At 70.9% G+C, this 15,986-nt stretch carries 15 protein-coding genes; 10 read left to right on the plus strand and 5 right to left on the minus strand.

The annotated features are described in order from the left end of the window. The first annotated feature begins 38 nt into the window (after nt 1–38). From BN1186_RS08540 to BN1186_RS08565, 6 genes are read left to right on the plus strand one after another with little or no spacing between them, the layout of a single operon-like run. Nucleotides 39–1,235, plus strand: a complete 1,197-nt coding sequence (locus BN1186_RS08540; RefSeq protein WP_052459964.1) for a glycosyltransferase family protein — start codon at nt 39–41, stop codon at nt 1,233–1,235. Further along, nucleotides 1,228–2,496: a glycosyltransferase gene (locus tag BN1186_RS08545; protein ID WP_040283627.1), complete on the plus strand. Its 1,269-nt coding sequence runs from the start codon at nt 1,228–1,230 to the stop codon at nt 2,494–2,496. The genes BN1186_RS08540 and BN1186_RS08545 overlap by 8 nt, the downstream gene beginning before the upstream one ends. After that, nucleotides 2,493–3,611 carry a glycosyltransferase family 4 protein gene (locus BN1186_RS08550; RefSeq protein ID WP_040283628.1) on the plus strand — a complete coding sequence of 373 codons (1,119 nt, stop codon included), beginning with the start codon at nt 2,493–2,495 and terminating at the stop codon, nt 3,609–3,611. Before BN1186_RS08545 ends, BN1186_RS08550 begins: the two co-directional genes overlap by 4 nt. Further along, entirely contained in the window at nt 3,608–5,422 is a 1,815-nt protein-coding gene (locus tag BN1186_RS08555) for an ABC transporter ATP-binding protein (RefSeq protein WP_040283629.1), read from the plus strand. Before BN1186_RS08550 ends, BN1186_RS08555 begins: the two co-directional genes overlap by 4 nt. Next, nucleotides 5,419–6,591 carry a phosphotransferase gene (locus BN1186_RS08560; protein WP_040283630.1) on the plus strand — a complete coding sequence of 391 codons (1,173 nt, stop codon included), beginning with the start codon at nt 5,419–5,421 and terminating at the stop codon, nt 6,589–6,591. The genes BN1186_RS08555 and BN1186_RS08560 overlap by 4 nt, the downstream gene beginning before the upstream one ends. After that, on the plus strand, nt 6,579–7,649 hold the full coding sequence (locus BN1186_RS08565; RefSeq protein WP_040283631.1) for a hypothetical protein: 1,071 nt from the start codon (nt 6,579–6,581) through the stop codon (nt 7,647–7,649). Before BN1186_RS08560 ends, BN1186_RS08565 begins: the two co-directional genes overlap by 13 nt. 140 nt (nt 7,650–7,789) lie before the next feature. On the opposite strand, the gene BN1186_RS08570 is transcribed toward BN1186_RS08565, so the two are convergent. The 4 genes from BN1186_RS08570 to BN1186_RS08585 form a co-directional block, all read right to left on the minus strand. Continuing rightward, complete coding sequence (locus tag BN1186_RS08570; protein WP_040283632.1) at nt 7,790–9,079, minus strand: nucleotide sugar dehydrogenase; 1,290 nt, start codon at nt 9,077–9,079, stop codon at nt 7,790–7,792. 181 nt (nt 9,080–9,260) lie between these two features. Beyond that, nucleotides 9,261–10,250 carry a Gfo/Idh/MocA family protein gene (locus BN1186_RS08575; protein ID WP_139650978.1) on the minus strand — a complete coding sequence of 330 codons (990 nt, stop codon included), beginning with the start codon at nt 10,248–10,250 and terminating at the stop codon, nt 9,261–9,263. Beyond that, nucleotides 10,247–11,335, minus strand: coding sequence for a DegT/DnrJ/EryC1/StrS family aminotransferase (locus BN1186_RS08580; protein ID WP_040283634.1), 1,089 nt, complete (start codon nt 11,333–11,335; stop codon nt 10,247–10,249). The genes BN1186_RS08575 and BN1186_RS08580 overlap by 4 nt, the downstream gene beginning before the upstream one ends. Next, nucleotides 11,332–11,931 carry an acyltransferase gene (locus BN1186_RS08585; RefSeq protein ID WP_040283635.1) on the minus strand — a complete coding sequence of 200 codons (600 nt, stop codon included), beginning with the start codon at nt 11,929–11,931 and terminating at the stop codon, nt 11,332–11,334. Before BN1186_RS08585 ends, BN1186_RS08580 begins: the two co-directional genes overlap by 4 nt. Nucleotides 11,932–12,041: 110 nt before the next feature. On the opposite strand from BN1186_RS08585, the gene BN1186_RS08590 reads away from it, so the two are divergent. The 4 genes from BN1186_RS08590 to BN1186_RS08605 are packed head-to-tail and all read left to right on the plus strand — an operon-like array spanning nt 12,042 to nt 14,971. Then, a complete protein-coding gene (locus BN1186_RS08590; RefSeq protein WP_040283636.1) occupies nt 12,042–12,347 on the plus strand; it encodes a hypothetical protein in 306 nt (101 codons plus the stop codon). Beyond that, nucleotides 12,347–13,924, plus strand: coding sequence for a PGAP1-like alpha/beta domain-containing protein (locus BN1186_RS08595; RefSeq protein WP_040283637.1), 1,578 nt, complete (start codon nt 12,347–12,349; stop codon nt 13,922–13,924). Before BN1186_RS08590 ends, BN1186_RS08595 begins: the two co-directional genes overlap by 1 nt. Then, nucleotides 13,921–14,319, plus strand: coding sequence for a hypothetical protein (locus BN1186_RS08600; RefSeq protein ID WP_040283638.1), 399 nt, complete (start codon nt 13,921–13,923; stop codon nt 14,317–14,319). Before BN1186_RS08595 ends, BN1186_RS08600 begins: the two co-directional genes overlap by 4 nt. 1 nt (nt 14,320) lies before the next feature. Then, entirely contained in the window at nt 14,321–14,971 is a 651-nt protein-coding gene (locus BN1186_RS08605; protein ID WP_040283639.1) for a hypothetical protein, read from the plus strand. A gap of 29 nt (nt 14,972–15,000) precedes the next feature. Here the strand turns inward: BN1186_RS08605 and BN1186_RS08610 are convergent, their stop codons facing one another. Then, nucleotides 15,001–15,921, minus strand: a complete 921-nt coding sequence (locus BN1186_RS08610) for a glycosyltransferase (RefSeq protein WP_052459965.1) — start codon at nt 15,919–15,921, stop codon at nt 15,001–15,003. Nucleotides 15,922–15,986 lie beyond the last annotated feature (65 nt).

Here is a 15,986-nt window from a genome sequence, read left to right on the forward strand (position 1 = left end):
CCAAGACGAACCACAGGCACCGAGGAGACGACGAGAACATGACCACCACACCCGACGGGCGGCCGGCGTTCCACGCCCAGTTCTACTCCCACGATTCCGTCGGGTTCGGTCACGTGCGCCGCAACCTCGCGTTGGCCAACGCCCTGGCCCGCGAGCTGCCCGTGCGCACCGGGATGCCCGGCGTCGGCCTCGTGCTCACCGGCGAGCCGGAGGCCGCCCGTTTCCCCCGCCCCAACGGCTTCGACGTGCTCGTCCTCCCCGGCATCACCAAGCGCGGCCGCCAGTACGCACCCCGCCACGCCGGCTTCGCGCTCGATGACCTGGTCGACATGCGCGGCTCCCTCCTCAACGGCCTCTGGGCCGCCGAGGCGCCTGACCTGCTCGTCATCGACCGCCACGTCTTCGGCATCGACGGCGAACTCAAGAAGGGCCTGAAAAAGCTCCGCAAGCGTTCCCCGCACACCAAAGTCGTGCTGGGGCTGCGCGAGGTGCTCGACAGCCCGGAGGTCGTCGCCAAGGAATGGGCCGCCGTCGATCCCCAGTCGCTCGACCGGATCGTCGACGAGGTGTGGGTCTACGGCGACGCCGCCGTGCACAACGCCGCGGCCACCGGCGAACTCCCCCAGCCGCTCGCGCAGAAGGCCTTCTTCACCGGCTACCTCGCCAACGGCCGCCCCACCTCCGCCCAGGCCCCGGAGCACCGCAGCGACGAGCGGCTGATCCTCACCACCGCCGGAGCCGGGTCCGACGGCCTGCCGCTCACCCTGGCGGCCGCCCGCGCCGAGGTTCCCGCCGGGATGCGCCACGTCGTCGTCACCGGCCCGCAACTGCCCCAGGCCCGCCACGATCAGGTGGTCCGCGCCGCCCGCCCCGGCACCGAGGTGCTGCGCTCGGCGGATGTCGCCCAACTCATGGACGACGCGCACGCCGTGATCACCATGGGCGGCTACAACTCGGTGTGCGAGGTGCTGGCCTCCACCGCCCCCGCCCTGATCGTGCCCCGCGTGGTGCCCCGCCTGGAACAGGAGATCCGCGCCCGCAGCCTGGAGAAGGTGGGCGCCGTCGACGTGCTCCACCCCCGCGACCTCACCGCCGAGGCACTCAGCGGCTGGCTGGCCCGCAGCGTGGGCAGCGACGCCCAGAGGATCGCACGCCGCAGCATCAACCTCGACGGCCTGGCCAACGTCGCCAACCACGTCGTGACCACCATGGCGAAGGAGCCCATCCATGTCTGAGACCACCACCGGCAAGAAGATCGGCTACGTCCTCAAGGTCTACCCGCGCTTCTCCGAGACGTTCATCGTCACCGAGCTCATCTCACGCGAGGCCCAGGGCGAGAAGGCGGAGATCTTCGCGCTGCGCCCCACCACCGACGAGCGGTTCCACCCGATGCTCGGCCGCGTGCAGGCGCCCGTGACCCACAGCCGCAAGCCCGGCAAGCTCGAGGAGGGGTGGCAGCGCATCGCCGAGGCCACCGCCGAGGTGCCCGGCTTCGCCGATGCCTTCGCGAAGCTGCTGCCGGTCCTGACGACGCTGCCGTCCTCCGACGTGGCGCAGGCCGTGGAGCTGGCCACGTGGGCCACGCGCCGCGGCATCACGCACCTGCACGCGCACTTCGCCTCGCTCGCGGGCCAGAGCGTGGCGATCGCCGGGCGGCTCACGGGCATCCCGTACTCGGTGACCACCCACGCCAAGGACATCTTCCACGAATCGGTCAACCATGAGGTGCTGCGCTTCATCATCGAGGGCGCCCACCACGTCGTGACCATCAGCGCCTACAACCACCGCTTCCTCGGCGAACTCTTCCCGGACCTCAAGGGCCGGCTGCGCCAGGTGAACAACGGCCTGGACCTGACGCGCTTCCCCTATTCGGATCCGGAGCCCGTGCACAGCCCGATCCGCATCGTGTCGGTCGGCCGGCTCGTGGAGAAGAAGGGCTTCGACCTGCTCGTCGAGGCGGCCGCGTGCCTCCGGGACGAGGGCATCGACGTCGACGTGCGCATCGCCGGCGGTGGCGAACTGACCGAACAGCTCCAGACCCAGATCGACCAGCTGGGGTTGGGCGGCCCTTCGACCTGCCCGGATCCTCCGTCGCAGGGGCAGGCTCAGGGATCGTCCGTGACGCTGCTGGGGCCCCGCAGCCAGGAGGAGATCGTGGAGCTGCTCGGCTGGGCCGACGTGTTCGCCGCGCCCTGCCGCATCGGTGCCGACGGCAACGCCGACGGACTGCCCACCGTGCTGCTAGAGGCCATGGCCGTGGGCCTGCCCGTGGTGGCCGGCGACGTCACCGGCATCGGCGAAGCGGTCCGCAACAAGGGCCCCCGCACCGGCTTCCTCATCCCGCCCGACGACGTGCCCACCCTGGTGGACGCGCTGAAGGCCGCCACCAGCCCCACCCTCGACCGCGCCGCGCTGGCCCGCAACGCCCGCGCCGTCGTCGAATCCGATTACGACAGCCTGCGCCAGGTGGCCAGGCTCAAGGAGGCCATCGCATGAGCCGCATCGCCTACATCTGCGCAGACCCCGGCATCGGGGTGTTCGGCACCAAGGGCGCGTCCGTGCACGTGCAGGAGATCGTGCGCTCGTTCCGCAAGCGCGGCGACGACGTGACCATCTACTGCGTGCGCACCGGCGACGACCGCCCGGCCGATCTCGCCGACGTCCGAGTGGTGCGCCTACCCATCAAGGCCGACAGCACCGAGGAACGCGAACAGGTGGCCGCACGGGTCGCCGGCGAGCTCGCCGAGCGGATCATCGCCGACGGCGCCGACCTGGTCTACGAGCGCTACGCGCTGTTCTCCGACGCCATGTCGCGGGTGGTCGATGCGCTGGGCATCCCCGGCATCCTCGAGGTCAACGCGCCGCTGATCGAGGAACAGAAGGAACACCGCGTGCTGCACGACGAGGCGGCCGCCGAGGCCACCCTCAGCCGCCAGCTGGGCGCGGCCCACCGCGTCACCTGCGTGTCGCGGCTCGTGGCCGACTGGGTGCTCGGGCGCGGCGGCGACGAGAGCAAGGTGGTGGTGGCGCCCAACGGCGTCAACGTGGACCGGCTGCGGCCCACCGGCCGCGGGCCCGGCCACCCCGTCGTCGTGTTCATGGGCACGTTGAAGCCCTGGCACGGCACCGACGTGCTGATCGAGGCCGCCGCCAAGGCGCGCCACCCGTGGCGGCTGCGGATCATCGGCGCCGGTCCCCAGGAGGAGGCGCTGCGCAGGCAGGCCGCCGAGCTGGGCGTGCCCGTCGACTTCGTGGGCGCCGTCGCGCCGGAGGAGATGCCCGCCGCGCTGGCCGGCGCCGCCGTCGGCGTGGCCCCGTACCCGGTGCTGCCCAGCGGCCAGTACTTCTCACCCCTGAAGATCTACGAATACGCCGCTGTCGGCCTGCCCGTGGTCGCCTCCGCGGTGGGCCAGGTGCCCGACATCGTCGAGGGCGGGAAGACCGGCCTGCTGGTGCCGCCGTCGGACCCGGAGGCCCTCGCTTCGGCCATCGACCTGCTCGCAGGCGACTCGGATCTGGCCGCCCGCCTCGGCGCCGCCGGGCGGGAGAAGGTGGAGCGCAACCACACTTGGGATCAGGTGCTCGAGGCGTCGCTGGGTGATGCCGCATGAGTGACTCCACCGAAAGCGGCCTGAAGCGCACGCTGCGCGTGGTGCGGCCGCACCTCGGCGGGCAGAAGCTGCTGATGGCCGGCGGCTCGGTGTCGCTGCTGGCCGAGGTGGTCTTCCGCGTGTTGGAGCCGTGGCCGTTGAAGTTCGTGATCGACGCCGTGTCGCGCTCGCTGGGCGCGGACCTCGCGCAGGACGGGCCGGTCGCCACCGTGCGGCTGCTCCTGCTCGCCGCGCTGGCGACCCTGCTGATCGTCGGCCTGCGGGCGTTGACGAACTACCTCGCCACCGTCGCGTTCGCGCTGGCGGGCTCCCGGATCGCGACGCGGCTGCGCGCGCACGTCTTCGACCACACGCAGCGCCTCTCGGCCGCCTACCACTCCACCCGACAATCGGGCGACACCGTGCAGCGGCTCGTCGCCGACGTCGGCCGCCTGCAGGAGGTCGCCGTCAGCGCCGGCCTGCCGCTGCTGGCCAACATCGCCACGCTCACCGTGATGACCGGCGTGATGTTCTGGCTCGATCCGCTGCTCGCGCTGGTCGTGGTGTGCGCCGCCGGGTTGTTCTTCCTGCAGTCGCGGCGCAGCGGGCCGCGCATCACCTCGGCCGCCCGCAAGACGCGCAAGGGCGAGGGAGCGCTGGCCAACACCGCGCAGGAGACCCTGGGCGCCATCAAGGTGGTGCAGGCCTACGGCCTCGAGCAGGTGGTGCGCGAACGCTTCGGCAGCGCCAACAACCGCTCGCTGAAGGAGGGCGTGAAGTCCCGCCGGCTCGCGGCCGCGCTGGAACGCAAGACCGACGTCGTGGTGGGGCTGGCCACCGCCTCCGTCATCGCGTTCGGCGGCTGGCGCGTGCTCGAAGGCTCCATGACCCCCGGCGACCTCGTGCTGTTCACCACCTACCTCAAGACCGCCATGAAACCGCTGCGCGATCTCGCGAAGTACACCGGCCGCATCGCCCGCGCCACCGCCTCCGGCGAGCGGGTGGCCGATCTGATGGAGACCCGCATCGACATCGCAGACCCGAAGGACCCCGTCGAACTGGAGCATGTGCGCGGCGACATCAGCCTCAGCCGCGTGACCGCCACCTACGACGGCTACCCGGCGCTACGGGGACTCTCGCTGGACATCAGGGCCGGCCAGAAGGTCGCCCTCGTGGGGCCCTCAGGCAGCGGCAAGTCGACGCTCGCCAGCCTTTTGGTACGCAGCATGGACCCGGTCCTCGGCACCGTCAGCCTCGACGGTGTGGACCTGCGGCAGATCCGGGTGGCGGACCTGCGCCGCCACGTGGCGCTGGTGCTGCAGGACAGCGTGCTGTTCACCGGCTCGATCGCCGACAACATCCGCTACGGCCGCCTCGGCGCCACCGACGACGAGGTGGAGGAGGCCGGCCGGCTCGCGCAGCTCGACAGCTGGGTGCGGTCGCTGCCCGACGGGTACGACACCCCCGTGGGCGAGCGCGGCTCCACCATCAGCGGTGGCCAGCGGCAACGCATCGCGATCGCCCGGGCGCTGCTGCGCGACGCCTCCATCGTGGTGCTCGACGAGGCCCTCGCCGGGCTGGACCCGGCCAACGCCGCCGAGGTGCGCGGCGCGATCAACCGGCTCACCGAGGGCCGCACGACGATCAGCATCACGCACGACGCCCCGTCGGCCCTGGCCGCGGACCGCGTGCTCTGGGTGGAGGACGGCTCCGTGCTGCACGACGGCGCGCCGGATCAGTTGCTGGCGGATCCGGACAGCCCGTTCGCGGGGTGGCTGGAGCGTCAGCGCCAGTCGCTGGGTGAGCCCGGCCCGCTGGGTGTGGCGCGATGAGCGTCGACCGCGCAGCGCTGGACCTGGTGTTCAACCCCGAGGCACTGGAGTCGCTGACGGGCGCCGTGCGCGCCGGGCACCTGCGCTTCAAGCCGGGCACCGGCCTCACCGCCACGCTGCTGGACGCGGACGGTGCACCGACGGGCTGGCTGCGGATCCTCGCCGACGGCGCGGAAAAGCTCGACAACGCCCGCCGCCGAGCCGAGCGCCGCTCCCTCACCGTCGAAGCCGCCGTGCTCCCTGAGCGTGTCGCCTGTGAGGAACGAGCAGCGCGACACGACGAAGGGACCACCACAGCGTTCTGGGGGCCGGTCCTCGCCGACCCCGGCCTGGCCAAGGTCCTCGACGAGATCGACGACTCTCCGACGGACAGCTGGCAGGTCCTGCGCTACAACCCGCTGCGTCGGCTTGTCGTGAAGGTCACCGCATCCGACGGCACGCCCGTCGCGGGGCGGCTGACGCACGACAGGCAGGACCGCCTCCGCGGGGCCGCTGAGCGGATCGCCCGCCAGGTGCCCACCGTCGCCCGGTTGCGCGACACGGGCCTGCCCGAGTCCCCGCGGATCACGTGGTGGGCCTGGTGCGATGGCGGCGACCTGAGCCACTCGCCCTCGGAGGACGCAGTCCGGGAGGCCGGCCGGGTCACCGCGCAACTGCACGAGGTCGTCCCCCCGCCCGGCGACGACATCCGCCACCACGTGGCGGGCAACCTGGCCGCGAACGTGGAGCTGCTCACCGCCCTCGACGGCGACCTCGGCGCCCGGCTCGGCTCCACCGTCGAGCGACTCCTCCCCCAACTCACCGCCGAAGGCCCTGCCGTGACCTGCCACGGCGACCTCAGCGCGGACCAGTTCTTCCTGGAGGGCACGCGGGTGCGCCTCGGCGACCTCGACCGCGTCACCGCCGGTCCTCCTGCCTTCGATCTGGGTTCGTTCGCCGCCACCTCGCCCGAACTGTTAGACGTACTCCTCGACGGCTACCAGTCCCTGAGCCAGGCCCCCCAGGGCCTGGTCGAAGGGCCGTCAAGCACTGCAGGCGACCTCGCCGCGTGGACCGCCTACGCCCACGCGATCCGGGCGCTGGAGCCGTTCCGCGCCGCGAACTCGGACTGGCGCGAGAAGATCTCCGCCCGCATCGACACCATCGAGGAGACCCTGTGCAGCCGCTGAGCATCCCGTCGCACCTCGACACGCCCGAAGGCCCCACCACCGTGACGCGAGCCTGGTTCGAGCGGATCGACGAGGGCCTGCGCAGGCTCAGCTTCGAGGGCCGCGACGAGGAGGGCCGGCTCCGCGCCGGCCTGGTCTGGTTCGACGACGACGCCCGCCCGGCGCGCGTCGAGCTGACCCGCTACGGCCGCGACAAGAAGCTCCCCGCCCTGGAACGCCTGCTCGCCGACGGCGAACTCCTCGTGCACCGCGCCGGCCGCCGCGCCGTCGTGCGCACGCCGGACGGCTTCGCCAAGGCGCTGCGTCCGGCCAAGCTGCCGGACGCCGAGGCCCGCGCCCGCGCCTTCCACCACCTGCGCGGCCCCGTGCGCACCCCCGAGGTGCTGCGGGTCGACGACGACGGTGCGCTCACCGTCGGCATCGTGCCCGGGCGCAGTCTCCACGACCTGGGGGTCGACGCCGGCACGTTCACCTGGCGCGAGGGCTGGCGCGCATGGGCGGAGAGTTGGGCGGACTGGGTGCGCACCCCTGGCCTGGGCGACGCGCTCCCCCGCTACACCGTCGACGATGAGGAGCAGACGCTCACCGGCTGGCTGCTGCGGGTGGAATTGGCCCGCCCGAGCGGGTTGGCGCTGACCACGCTGCGGGAGAGGTTCGGTTCGGTGATGGAGTCGCTGCACGGCCTCGAACGCGATGTGTGGCACCTCAGCCACCGCGACCTGCACGACAAGCAGATCCTCGTCAGCTCGTTCCCTGAGCCTGGCGCGCGCGAGCTTGCGAGCGCCGCGTCAGGTCGAAGGGCGGCCGGCCTGATCGACTCCGACACCCTCGCCATGGCCGACCCCGCCGTCGACCTGGGCAATCTACTCGCCCACGTGCGGCTCCGCGAGGCGCAGGGGCTGCTCAACCCGACGCGGACGGAGTTGGCCGAGGCGCTGATCTGCGAGATCGCCGACAACCTGGACGTGCCGGGCCCGGCGCTGCACGCCTGGCGCGACGCGGCGAGCCTGCGGCTGTCGTGCGTCTACGCCTTCCGCCCCACCGGCACCGCCTCTTGACGCTGGTTGAGCCGCCCGCCTCCGAGGGACGAGGAGCGCGGGCGCGTCGAAACCGCCAAGCTTCACGACAGCCAGACTGAGGAGTCACCCGGTTTCGACACTGCTCGCAGAGCTCGCAGGCTCAACCAGCGACGACGACCTCAGCCGAGGCCGATGACCCGGATGTCGACCCCGGGGAAGTCGACCGGGTCCAGGCTGCGCCGACCGTCGACGATCACGCTGACTCCCGGCAGGTCGTCCTTGCCGATCGTGCGGTATTCCACGTGGTCGGTCTGCACGACGGCGTAATCGGCCTCTTCGCCCAGGTGGTACGGCGCGAATCCGTACTTGGCGAGTTCCTCGTCGGTGAACATGGGGTCGTGCACCGCGACGTCAGCGCCGCGCTCGCGCAGTTCCGCGACCACGGGGAACACGCCGGAGAACGCCGTCTCCTTCACCCCGCCGCGGTAGGAGGCGCCCAGCACGGCGACGCGCTTGCCCGTGAGGTCGCCTGCCGCGTCGGCCAGCATCTGCACCGCGTAGGCCGGCATCGCAGCATTGGCGGCACGGGCCGTCTCCACGACGGTGGCGTCGGGATCCGTCCAGAGGTACAGGCGCGGGTAGATGGGGATGCAGTGGCCACCCACGGCGATGCCGGGGCGGTGGATGTGCGAGTAGGGCTGCGAGTTGGAGGCCTCGATGACCTGGTAGACGTCGATGCCGCTCTTGCCGGCGAACTTGGCGAATTCGTTGGCCAGGCCGATGTTGACGTCGCGGTAGGTGGTCTCGGCCAGCTTCGCCATCTCGGAGGCCTCGGCCGAGCCCAGGTCCCACACGCCGTTGCCGCGCGGGAGGTCAGGGCGCTCGTCGAAGGTGAGGACGGCCTCGTAGAACTCCTTGGCGCGGCGGGCACCCTCCTCGGAGAGCGCGCCGACGAGCTTGGGGTACTTGCGCAGGTCCTCGAACACACGGCCGGTGAGCACGCGCTCCGGGGAGAAGACCACGTGGAAGTCCCGGCCCTCCGTGAGGCCGGAGCCCTCTTCGAGCATGGGCTTCCAGCGGTTGCGGGTGGTGCCGACGGGCAGCGTCGTCTCGTAGCTGACGAGCGTGCCGGGCTTCAGGCCCTCGGCGATGGAGCGGGTGGCGTTGTCCATCCACTCGAAATCCGGGATGCCCTCGGCGTTGACGAACAGGGGCACCACGACGACGACGGCGTCGGACTCGGCGACGGCGGCCGCGGTGTCGGTGGTGGCGCGCAGCTTACCTGCGGGCACCAGTTCGGAGAGCTTCTCCTGCAGGTGGGCTTCGCCCGGGAACGGCTCGGTGGCTTGGTTGACCAGATCGACGACGCTCTGCTGCACGTCCGCGCCGATGACCTCGTGGCCGGCGTCCGCGAACTGCACGGCCAGCGGCAGGCCGATCTTGCCAAGTGCTACGACGGTGATCTTCACCTGAGTCTCTCCTCACCCTGCCGGCCTTCGCCGGACACAGCCCACAGCCTACCGCTACGCCACCCGAACCTTCGCCTCAGGCAGCGGCCAGCAACCAGGCCGAGATGCCTTGAAACGTGAAGCAGGTGCGAGTTGTGCAGCGGACTTGCTGCACAACTCGCACCTGCTCAGAAATCTGAGATCAGCTGACGGAGATGAACTGGCCGCTCTTGGCCGATTCGATCATCGCCTCGCACACCTCGACGACGCGGGCGCCCTGCTCCATCGTCACGATGTCTGCCTCCTTGCCCAGGATGGCGTCGCGGAAGTTCTCGTGCTCGGTGCGCAGCGGCTCCGGCTTCGAGATGGCGAAGCGGGTGACGTCGCCCTCGGTGACGCCGCGGAACTGCGCGATGTCGTCCCAGGTGGTGGCCACCTGGCCGTTGGCGTAGAACGTCAGGTCAGCCGTCAGGGTGTCGGCGACGAACATGCCCTTCTCGCCGGTGACGATCGTGAGGCGTTCCTTGGTGGGGGTCAGCCAGTTGACGAGGTGGTTCGACATGAGCCCGCCCTCGAGCTGGCAGGTGGCCGAGACCATGTCCTCGTACTCGCGGCCGGCCTTGCTCATGGTGCGGGCTGCGACCAGCTCGAACTTGCGCTGCGTGACCCAGGCCGTGAGGTCGATGTCGTGTGACGCGAGGTCCTTCACGACACCGACGTCGGCGATCCGCGCCGGGAACGGGCCCTGACGGCGGGTGGTGATCTGGTACAGGTCACCGAGGTCGCCGTTGGCCAACCGCTTGCGCAGGCTCTGCAGAGCAGGGTTGTAGCGCTCGATGTGGCCGGTGGCGCCGATGAGGCCCTTGGCCGCGAACGCCTCGGCGAGCCGCTTGGCCGCGCCGGTGTCTGCCGCGAGGGGCTTCTCGATCAGCGCGTGGATGCCAGCCTCAGCCAGCGCCAGGCCGATCTCCTCGTGGTAGCGCGTGGGCGTGGCGACGACGACGTAATCGGGCTTCTGCTCGATCAGCGCCTCGATGCCGCTGAGCACCTCCAGGTCGCCCGACACGTCGAACGGGTCTCCCGCGGGGTCAGCGACGGCGACGAGCTCAACACCGTCGATCGCGCGCAGGTTGCGGGCGTGGTGACGCCCCATGGATCCGAGGCCGATGAGGCCGGCACGCAACGTCATCAGGCACCAGCCTTCGCGAGGGTGTTGACCGCGGTCACGATGCGCTCAAGGTCTTCCTGCGACAGCGAGGGGTGCACCGGCAGGGACAGGCACTCGAGCGCCGCCTGCTCCGTGTTGGGCAGGTCGACGTCAGCCTGGAAGGGCTTGAGGCGGTGGTTCGGCACGGGGTAGAACATGCCGGAGCCCACGTTGTACTCCTCCTTGAGGGCCTTGGCCAGGCCGTCGCGGTCCTCCGCCACGCGGACGGTGTACTGGTGGTAGACGTGCACCGCGCCGTCGAGCACCGGCGGGACGACCACGCCGTCGAGGTTCGACGACAGGTAGGCCGCGTTGTCCTGGCGCTGCTTCGTCCAGGCGTCGACCTTGGTCAGCTGGACGCGGCCGATGGCGGCGTGGATGTCGGTCATGCGGTTGTTCAGGCCGACGACCTCGTTGTGGTACTGCTGCAGCATGCCCTGGTTGCGGTAGAGGCGCAGGTTGCGCTCCACCTCCTCGTTGGCGGCCGAGACCATGCCGCCCTCGCCGGAGGTCATGTTCTTGGTGGGGTACAGCGAGAACATCGCGAACGTGCCGAACGCGCCGACGGGAGTGCCGTTCAGCGACGCGCCGTGCGCCTGCGCGGCGTCCTCGAAGATCATCAGGCCGTGCTTATCGGCGATGGCCTGCAGTTCCGCCATCTTGGCGGGATGGCCGTAGAGGTGCACCGGCATGATCGCCTTGGTGCGCTCCGTGATGGAGGCCTCGACGGAGGCGGGATCCAGCGTGAAGTCGTCGAGCGCGATGTCGGCGAAGACGGGGGTGGCGCCGGTCAGGGCCACGGAGTTCGCCGTCGCGGCGAAGGTGAACGACGGGACGATGACCTCGTCGCCCGCGCCGATGCCGGAGCTCAGCAGACCCAGGTGCAGGCCCGAGGTGCCGGAGTTGACCGCGACACACGCGCGACCGAGGCCGAAGTGCGCCGAGAATTCCTCCTCGAAGGCCTTGACCTCAGGGCCCTGGGCGAGCATGCCCGAGCGCAGCACGCGGTCTACGGCCTCGCGCTCCTCGTCGCCGACGATCGGCTTGGCCGGTGGGATGAAGTCGTTCACTGAGAAACCTCCACGAGAGTGTTTTCGTCTTGTTCTTGGTACTTGTCGCCGGTCTGGGGGCACACCCACAGGCCTTCGGCGTCACCGGGCTCCAGCGGCACGCCTGCGCGGCCCACCCAGCGGATGCGACGGGCCGGGACGCCTGCCACGAGGGCGAAATCCGGGACGTCCTTCACCACGACGGCGCCCGCGGCCACCATGGACCAGCGGCCCAGCGTGACGGGGGCGACACACACGGCGCGGGCCCCCACGGAGGCGCCCTGCCTGCAGGTCACGCCCACCGGCTCCCAGTCGTCGCCGCGCTTGAGCTTGCCTTCGGGATCGATCGCGCGCGGGTAGTAGTCGTTGGTGAACACCGCTGCGGGGCCGACGAACACGCCGTCCTCCAGCACGGCCGGCTCGTAGACCAGCGCGTAGTTCTGGAGCTTGCAGTTGTCGCCCATCTGCACGCCGGTGCCGACGTAGGCGCCGCGCCCGACGATGCAGTTGACGCCGAGCACCGCCTTCTCACGCACCTGCGCGAGGTGCCAGACGGAGGAGCCTTCTCCGATCACCGCCTCAGGGGAGACGTCTGCGGAGTCAAGGATGCGAACCATGCTGGGTCCCTTCAGTATCGCTGCAAGCGAGCATACCGGCTGGCCGCCCCCGCGTGACATCAGGCTGAACCCCTCGCGGGATAGATTGACGCAAAAGCCAGGGAGGACCCATGAGCAGCGACTTCGCCGTCGAGTACGGAGTTCTGGAAAGCTACAGCGCGCAGATGTCCACCACGACGGGCAACGCCTCGTCCACGATTGAGAGCACCAGGGTCGATTCCCCGTGCAGCGCGATGCCCGGCGGGCTCGCCTCCGGCGCGGCCGGATTGCTGCAGGGCCGTTGGGAGGCCGCCGCGCAGCGCGTGACCACTCACCTACGGGAGCACCCCGAGGGGCTGCGGACGGCCGCGGCCGAGTACCGCCGCATCGAGGACACCAACCAGGGGCTCGTGCGCGAGCAGTTCGGGAGCCTGTGATGGCCGGCTGGGGAGACGGGCTGCGCTGGGCACCGGACGCGATGCTGGCCGAATCGACGACCAACCGCGCCAACGCCGCGACGCTGCGCGCCGACCATGGCGGCGTCCTGGCGTTGCGGACCCCCCTCTGGTTCGGCACGGCCGCCGAGCGGTCCCGGCAGGACATGCGGCTGATGCTGGCCAGGCTCGAGTCGTTGGCGGATCTGCTGGAGCGCCAGGCCGAGCACGTCGGCGAGGCTGCGGACCGGCTCACCACCATCAAGGCCGACATGGCGGCGCTGCAGCAGCAGGCCACCAGGCGCGAGTTCGAGATCACCGGCAGCGGTGGGGTGACCTCGCACGCGAAGCTGCCGGGCAGCCTGGACCCGCGTCGGATCTGGTGGGCCGGCGAGCTCAGCGGCGGCGTGCTGGCCATCTCGTTCCGGCTCACGGGGCTCGACGTGGGGCTGGCCAGCCAGCTGGGCCGCCTGGTCCTCAACGACCTGGCCGACGGTCTGCACCAGGGCGTCATCGACGTGACCAACACCGCCTTCGCCGGCACGCAGGATCTGGTCAGCGACGGCAACCAGTGGCTCATCGACAAGGCCGAGCAGCACTGGCCAGACGCCGTCGGCCCCCTCAGCGCGTGGCAGCGCGGCTCCGAGAAGTTCCTCGACGAGGCGCTCACCCAGCCACGCTGGCTGCAGGAGATGCTCTACACCGGCAGGCTGCCGGACGCCGCTGAACTGCTGGGCGGCGGGCTGTTCCAGCTGGGTCACGGGCTGGGCGCGTTGACCGGCACGGACCTGTTCCACGACGGAATCGGCTACGTCCCCACGCTGCGCGAATCCGTCGACATGGCCGCCCCACGGTCCGTGGCGGACCTGGTGGAGAACATGCAGCTGCCCTACCAGACCAGCGACTGGGCCAACCACGACGACCGCCCGTCGGCGTTGGTGACCGTCGTGCCCGGGGACCCGCCGAAGTTCATCGCCAACATCCCAGGCAGCACCACCGGCATGCACCGCGCCGAGGGCTGGACCGGCGACATCGAGGGCACCGACTGGACGGCCAACCTCAAGGGCGTGGGCACGGGCGACACCGCTGCCACGCAATCGGCCAAGGCGGCGATCGACCTGGCGATCCGCGAGTACGAGGCCCAGCACGGCCCCATCGAGCGGCCCCAGGTGCTGCTGACGGGGCATTCGCAGGGCGGCATCATCGCCTCCAACATCGCCTCGGATCCCGCGTTCACCGCCCGCTACCAGGTGGACGGGCTCATCACCGCCGGGTCGCCGATCAACACCATTCCCATCAGCCAGGACGTGCCCACCACCAACTTCTCCCACACCTTCGACCCGGTGCCGAAGGTGGATTTCGGCGGCATCCACGAACAACCCAACGTCACCGAGGTGCACATCCCGCGGTGGGACACGCCGTTCTCCTCCCACGAACCGGCGCACTACGGCACGGGTGTGCACGACATCGAGGGCTCCCACGAGCACGTGCAGCACCTCAACGAGACCCTCGCCGGCTACTTCGGCGGCGAGGATGCGCAGTGGACCACCCACTACTACGACATCGGAAGGATGCCATGAGCCGCATCGCCCTGGGGGTGGGCCTGCTGGCCGCCACCGCCCTGTTCGGCTGCTCCGCCAACCTCGAGGAACCGGGGAGGTGGGAAGGCGAGATGCGGGTCGCGGCGCAGGAGGTGGCGCCCGAGCCCGTCACCGTGCGCTGGGGCGAACGCGGTTCCCTCGCGGAGATCCGCAACATGGAGATCACCACCGAGGTGGCCGGCGGGCGAGCCGAGGCCGAGGCGCTCGCGGCGGACATCGAGGCCGCCGTCGCCCCCATCGCCGTGACCATGCCCGTCAAAGGCGGGGTCTACATCACCGTCAACGCCATCGACGGCGAGCGGAAATACCGGCACTGGCAGCAGCGCAGCTTCGACCAGCTCGCCGACGACTACCAGTTGCCCAGGGAGAAGTGACGTGGACCAGTTCCCGGGATCGCCGCTGTGGATCGGCGTGGTGCCCACACTGGCGTGGCAGGCCGCCGTCGGCCTCGGCGCCGACGGGGTCGCCTACTCCACCGACGACGACCTGGTGATGCAGTGGCGGGCGGCGGGCATCGTCGACGGCGACGGCAACGTGCAGCCGCGGTGGGCGCAGGCGATGGCCGTGGCGGAAGAGGCCACCGACGGACTGGTGCTGGTGGCGCAGCACGCCGACCTCGCGTTCCTGAGCAACGTGCATCTGGGTGACGGCTCGACAGTGGTCGCGCGCAGCCGCGCCACGGTGGAGGTACGAGGGGGCAGCCCGCACCTGGCCACGATGGAGCCCGTGGTGGAGGTGACGCTGTGCCACGAAGATCGCTGGCCCGACATCAAGCGCGTGCTCCCGCCCGTGCCCGAGTTCACCGTCGAGGCTAACGATTCAGCCGACGGCCCGGCGGCCGAGCCGATGGATCCGGCGTTGTCGCCGCCGTCGGCTCCGGAGTCGTCGCTGACCGTAACCCAGGCCGAGGGCGAGGAAACCCGCTCGGTCCACTGGTACCTCAACGACGGCGAGCTCTACCGGGTCGACCAGACGGGCTGGTACCGGGTCGCCCCCGGCGACATCCACCGCACCCTCGGCCCCTGACCTCTGCCCCGCAGCCGGCCCCCCTTGACTTAAGCCAGCGCGGCGATGCGACGGGCGGCCTCGTCGTAGGGGCTGGGCCGCTGGCGTAGTTCCTCACCCGCGGCGCGGGCGTTGGCGACGAGGGCGTCGCGGTGTTCGGCATCCGTGGCGAAGCGACGTAGGGCCCCGACGACGGCGGGCACTCCGTCGACGATGCTGCCCGCCCCGGTCCCCTCCACCAGTTCACGCACGCGCGGCAGCGGCGTGGCGACGGTGGGCATGCCCATGGCGAGGTATTCGTAGACCTTCGACGGCATGGCGTCGCGGAAGGCCGGGGTGTCAGCCAGCAGGCACAACCCGACGTCGGCGCCGGCGGCGATCCGCCACGACTCGGCAGGCGGCTGGCGGTCGTACCAGGTGATGTTGCGGGCATCGGGCTGGGTGAGCCGCTCGTCGAACCACCCGCGGTCAGCGGCGGCGACGGGGCCGACGAGGTCGAGCCTCCAGGGCGCCGGGTCGTCGACGGTGGCGGCGACGGCCTCGATCATGTCTCGTAGGCCGCGGGTGGTGCGGTTGTCGCCGATGTAGACCGCGCGCATTCCGCTCCCGGGCTCAACCGACGTCGGCGGCATGGGCGGCAGCAGCGTCACGTCGGGGACGTTGCGCATCACGAAGCGGCTGGCGGCCTTGCGCGGCGGCACGTGCTCGTCGGCGACCAGCACCAGATCGGCTCGGGTGATGATCGCGTTCAGCACGGAGACGGCGCCGCGGAGCACTGCGAGCAGCGGCTTCGGCACCCAGGCGCGGTCACGGAGCAGCTCGCGGTAGTCCTCGTGCACGTCGGCCACCCAGCGGCGGCGCAGCACCTTCGACGAGACCCAGGCTGACAGCGCGGTATCCGGATCGATGGTGATGAGCACGTCGCAGCGCGCCTGCCACGGCCAGACGAGGGCCCGCAGCCCCCGCCTCATCTTCCCGGACCTCACGCTGGTTGAGCCGACCGCCCCCGAGCTTGCGAGGGGCACGGTCGTGTCGA

It is taken from the genome of Tessaracoccus massiliensis (genome assembly GCF_000826065.2).
Taxonomy (GTDB): domain Bacteria; phylum Actinomycetota; class Actinomycetes; order Propionibacteriales; family Propionibacteriaceae; genus Arachnia; species Arachnia massiliensis_A.

Bases quoted from the DNA above. Each gene is read 5' to 3' on its own strand.
- BN1186_RS08585 (WP_040283635.1), bottom strand. From the start codon at position 11,931: ATGGTTCGCATCCTTGACTCCGCAGACGTCTCCCCTGAGGCGGTGATC.
- BN1186_RS08590 (WP_040283636.1), top strand. From the start codon at position 12,042: ATGAGCAGCGACTTCGCCGTCGAGTACGGAGTTCTGGAAAGCTACAGC.
- BN1186_RS08600 (WP_040283638.1), top strand. From the start codon at position 13,921: ATGAGCCGCATCGCCCTGGGGGTGGGCCTGCTGGCCGCCACCGCCCTG.
- BN1186_RS08560 (WP_040283630.1), top strand. From the start codon at position 5,419: ATGAGCGTCGACCGCGCAGCGCTGGACCTGGTGTTCAACCCCGAGGCA.
- BN1186_RS08555 (WP_040283629.1), top strand. From the start codon at position 3,608: ATGAGTGACTCCACCGAAAGCGGCCTGAAGCGCACGCTGCGCGTGGTG.
- BN1186_RS08550 (WP_040283628.1), top strand. From the start codon at position 2,493: ATGAGCCGCATCGCCTACATCTGCGCAGACCCCGGCATCGGGGTGTTC.
- BN1186_RS08545 (WP_040283627.1), top strand. From the start codon at position 1,228: ATGTCTGAGACCACCACCGGCAAGAAGATCGGCTACGTCCTCAAGGTC.
- BN1186_RS08540 (WP_052459964.1), top strand. From the start codon at position 39: ATGACCACCACACCCGACGGGCGGCCGGCGTTCCACGCCCAGTTCTAC.
- BN1186_RS08610 (WP_052459965.1), bottom strand. From the start codon at position 15,921: ATGAGGCGGGGGCTGCGGGCCCTCGTCTGGCCGTGGCAGGCGCGCTGC.
- BN1186_RS08595 (WP_040283637.1), top strand. From the start codon at position 12,347: ATGGCCGGCTGGGGAGACGGGCTGCGCTGGGCACCGGACGCGATGCTG.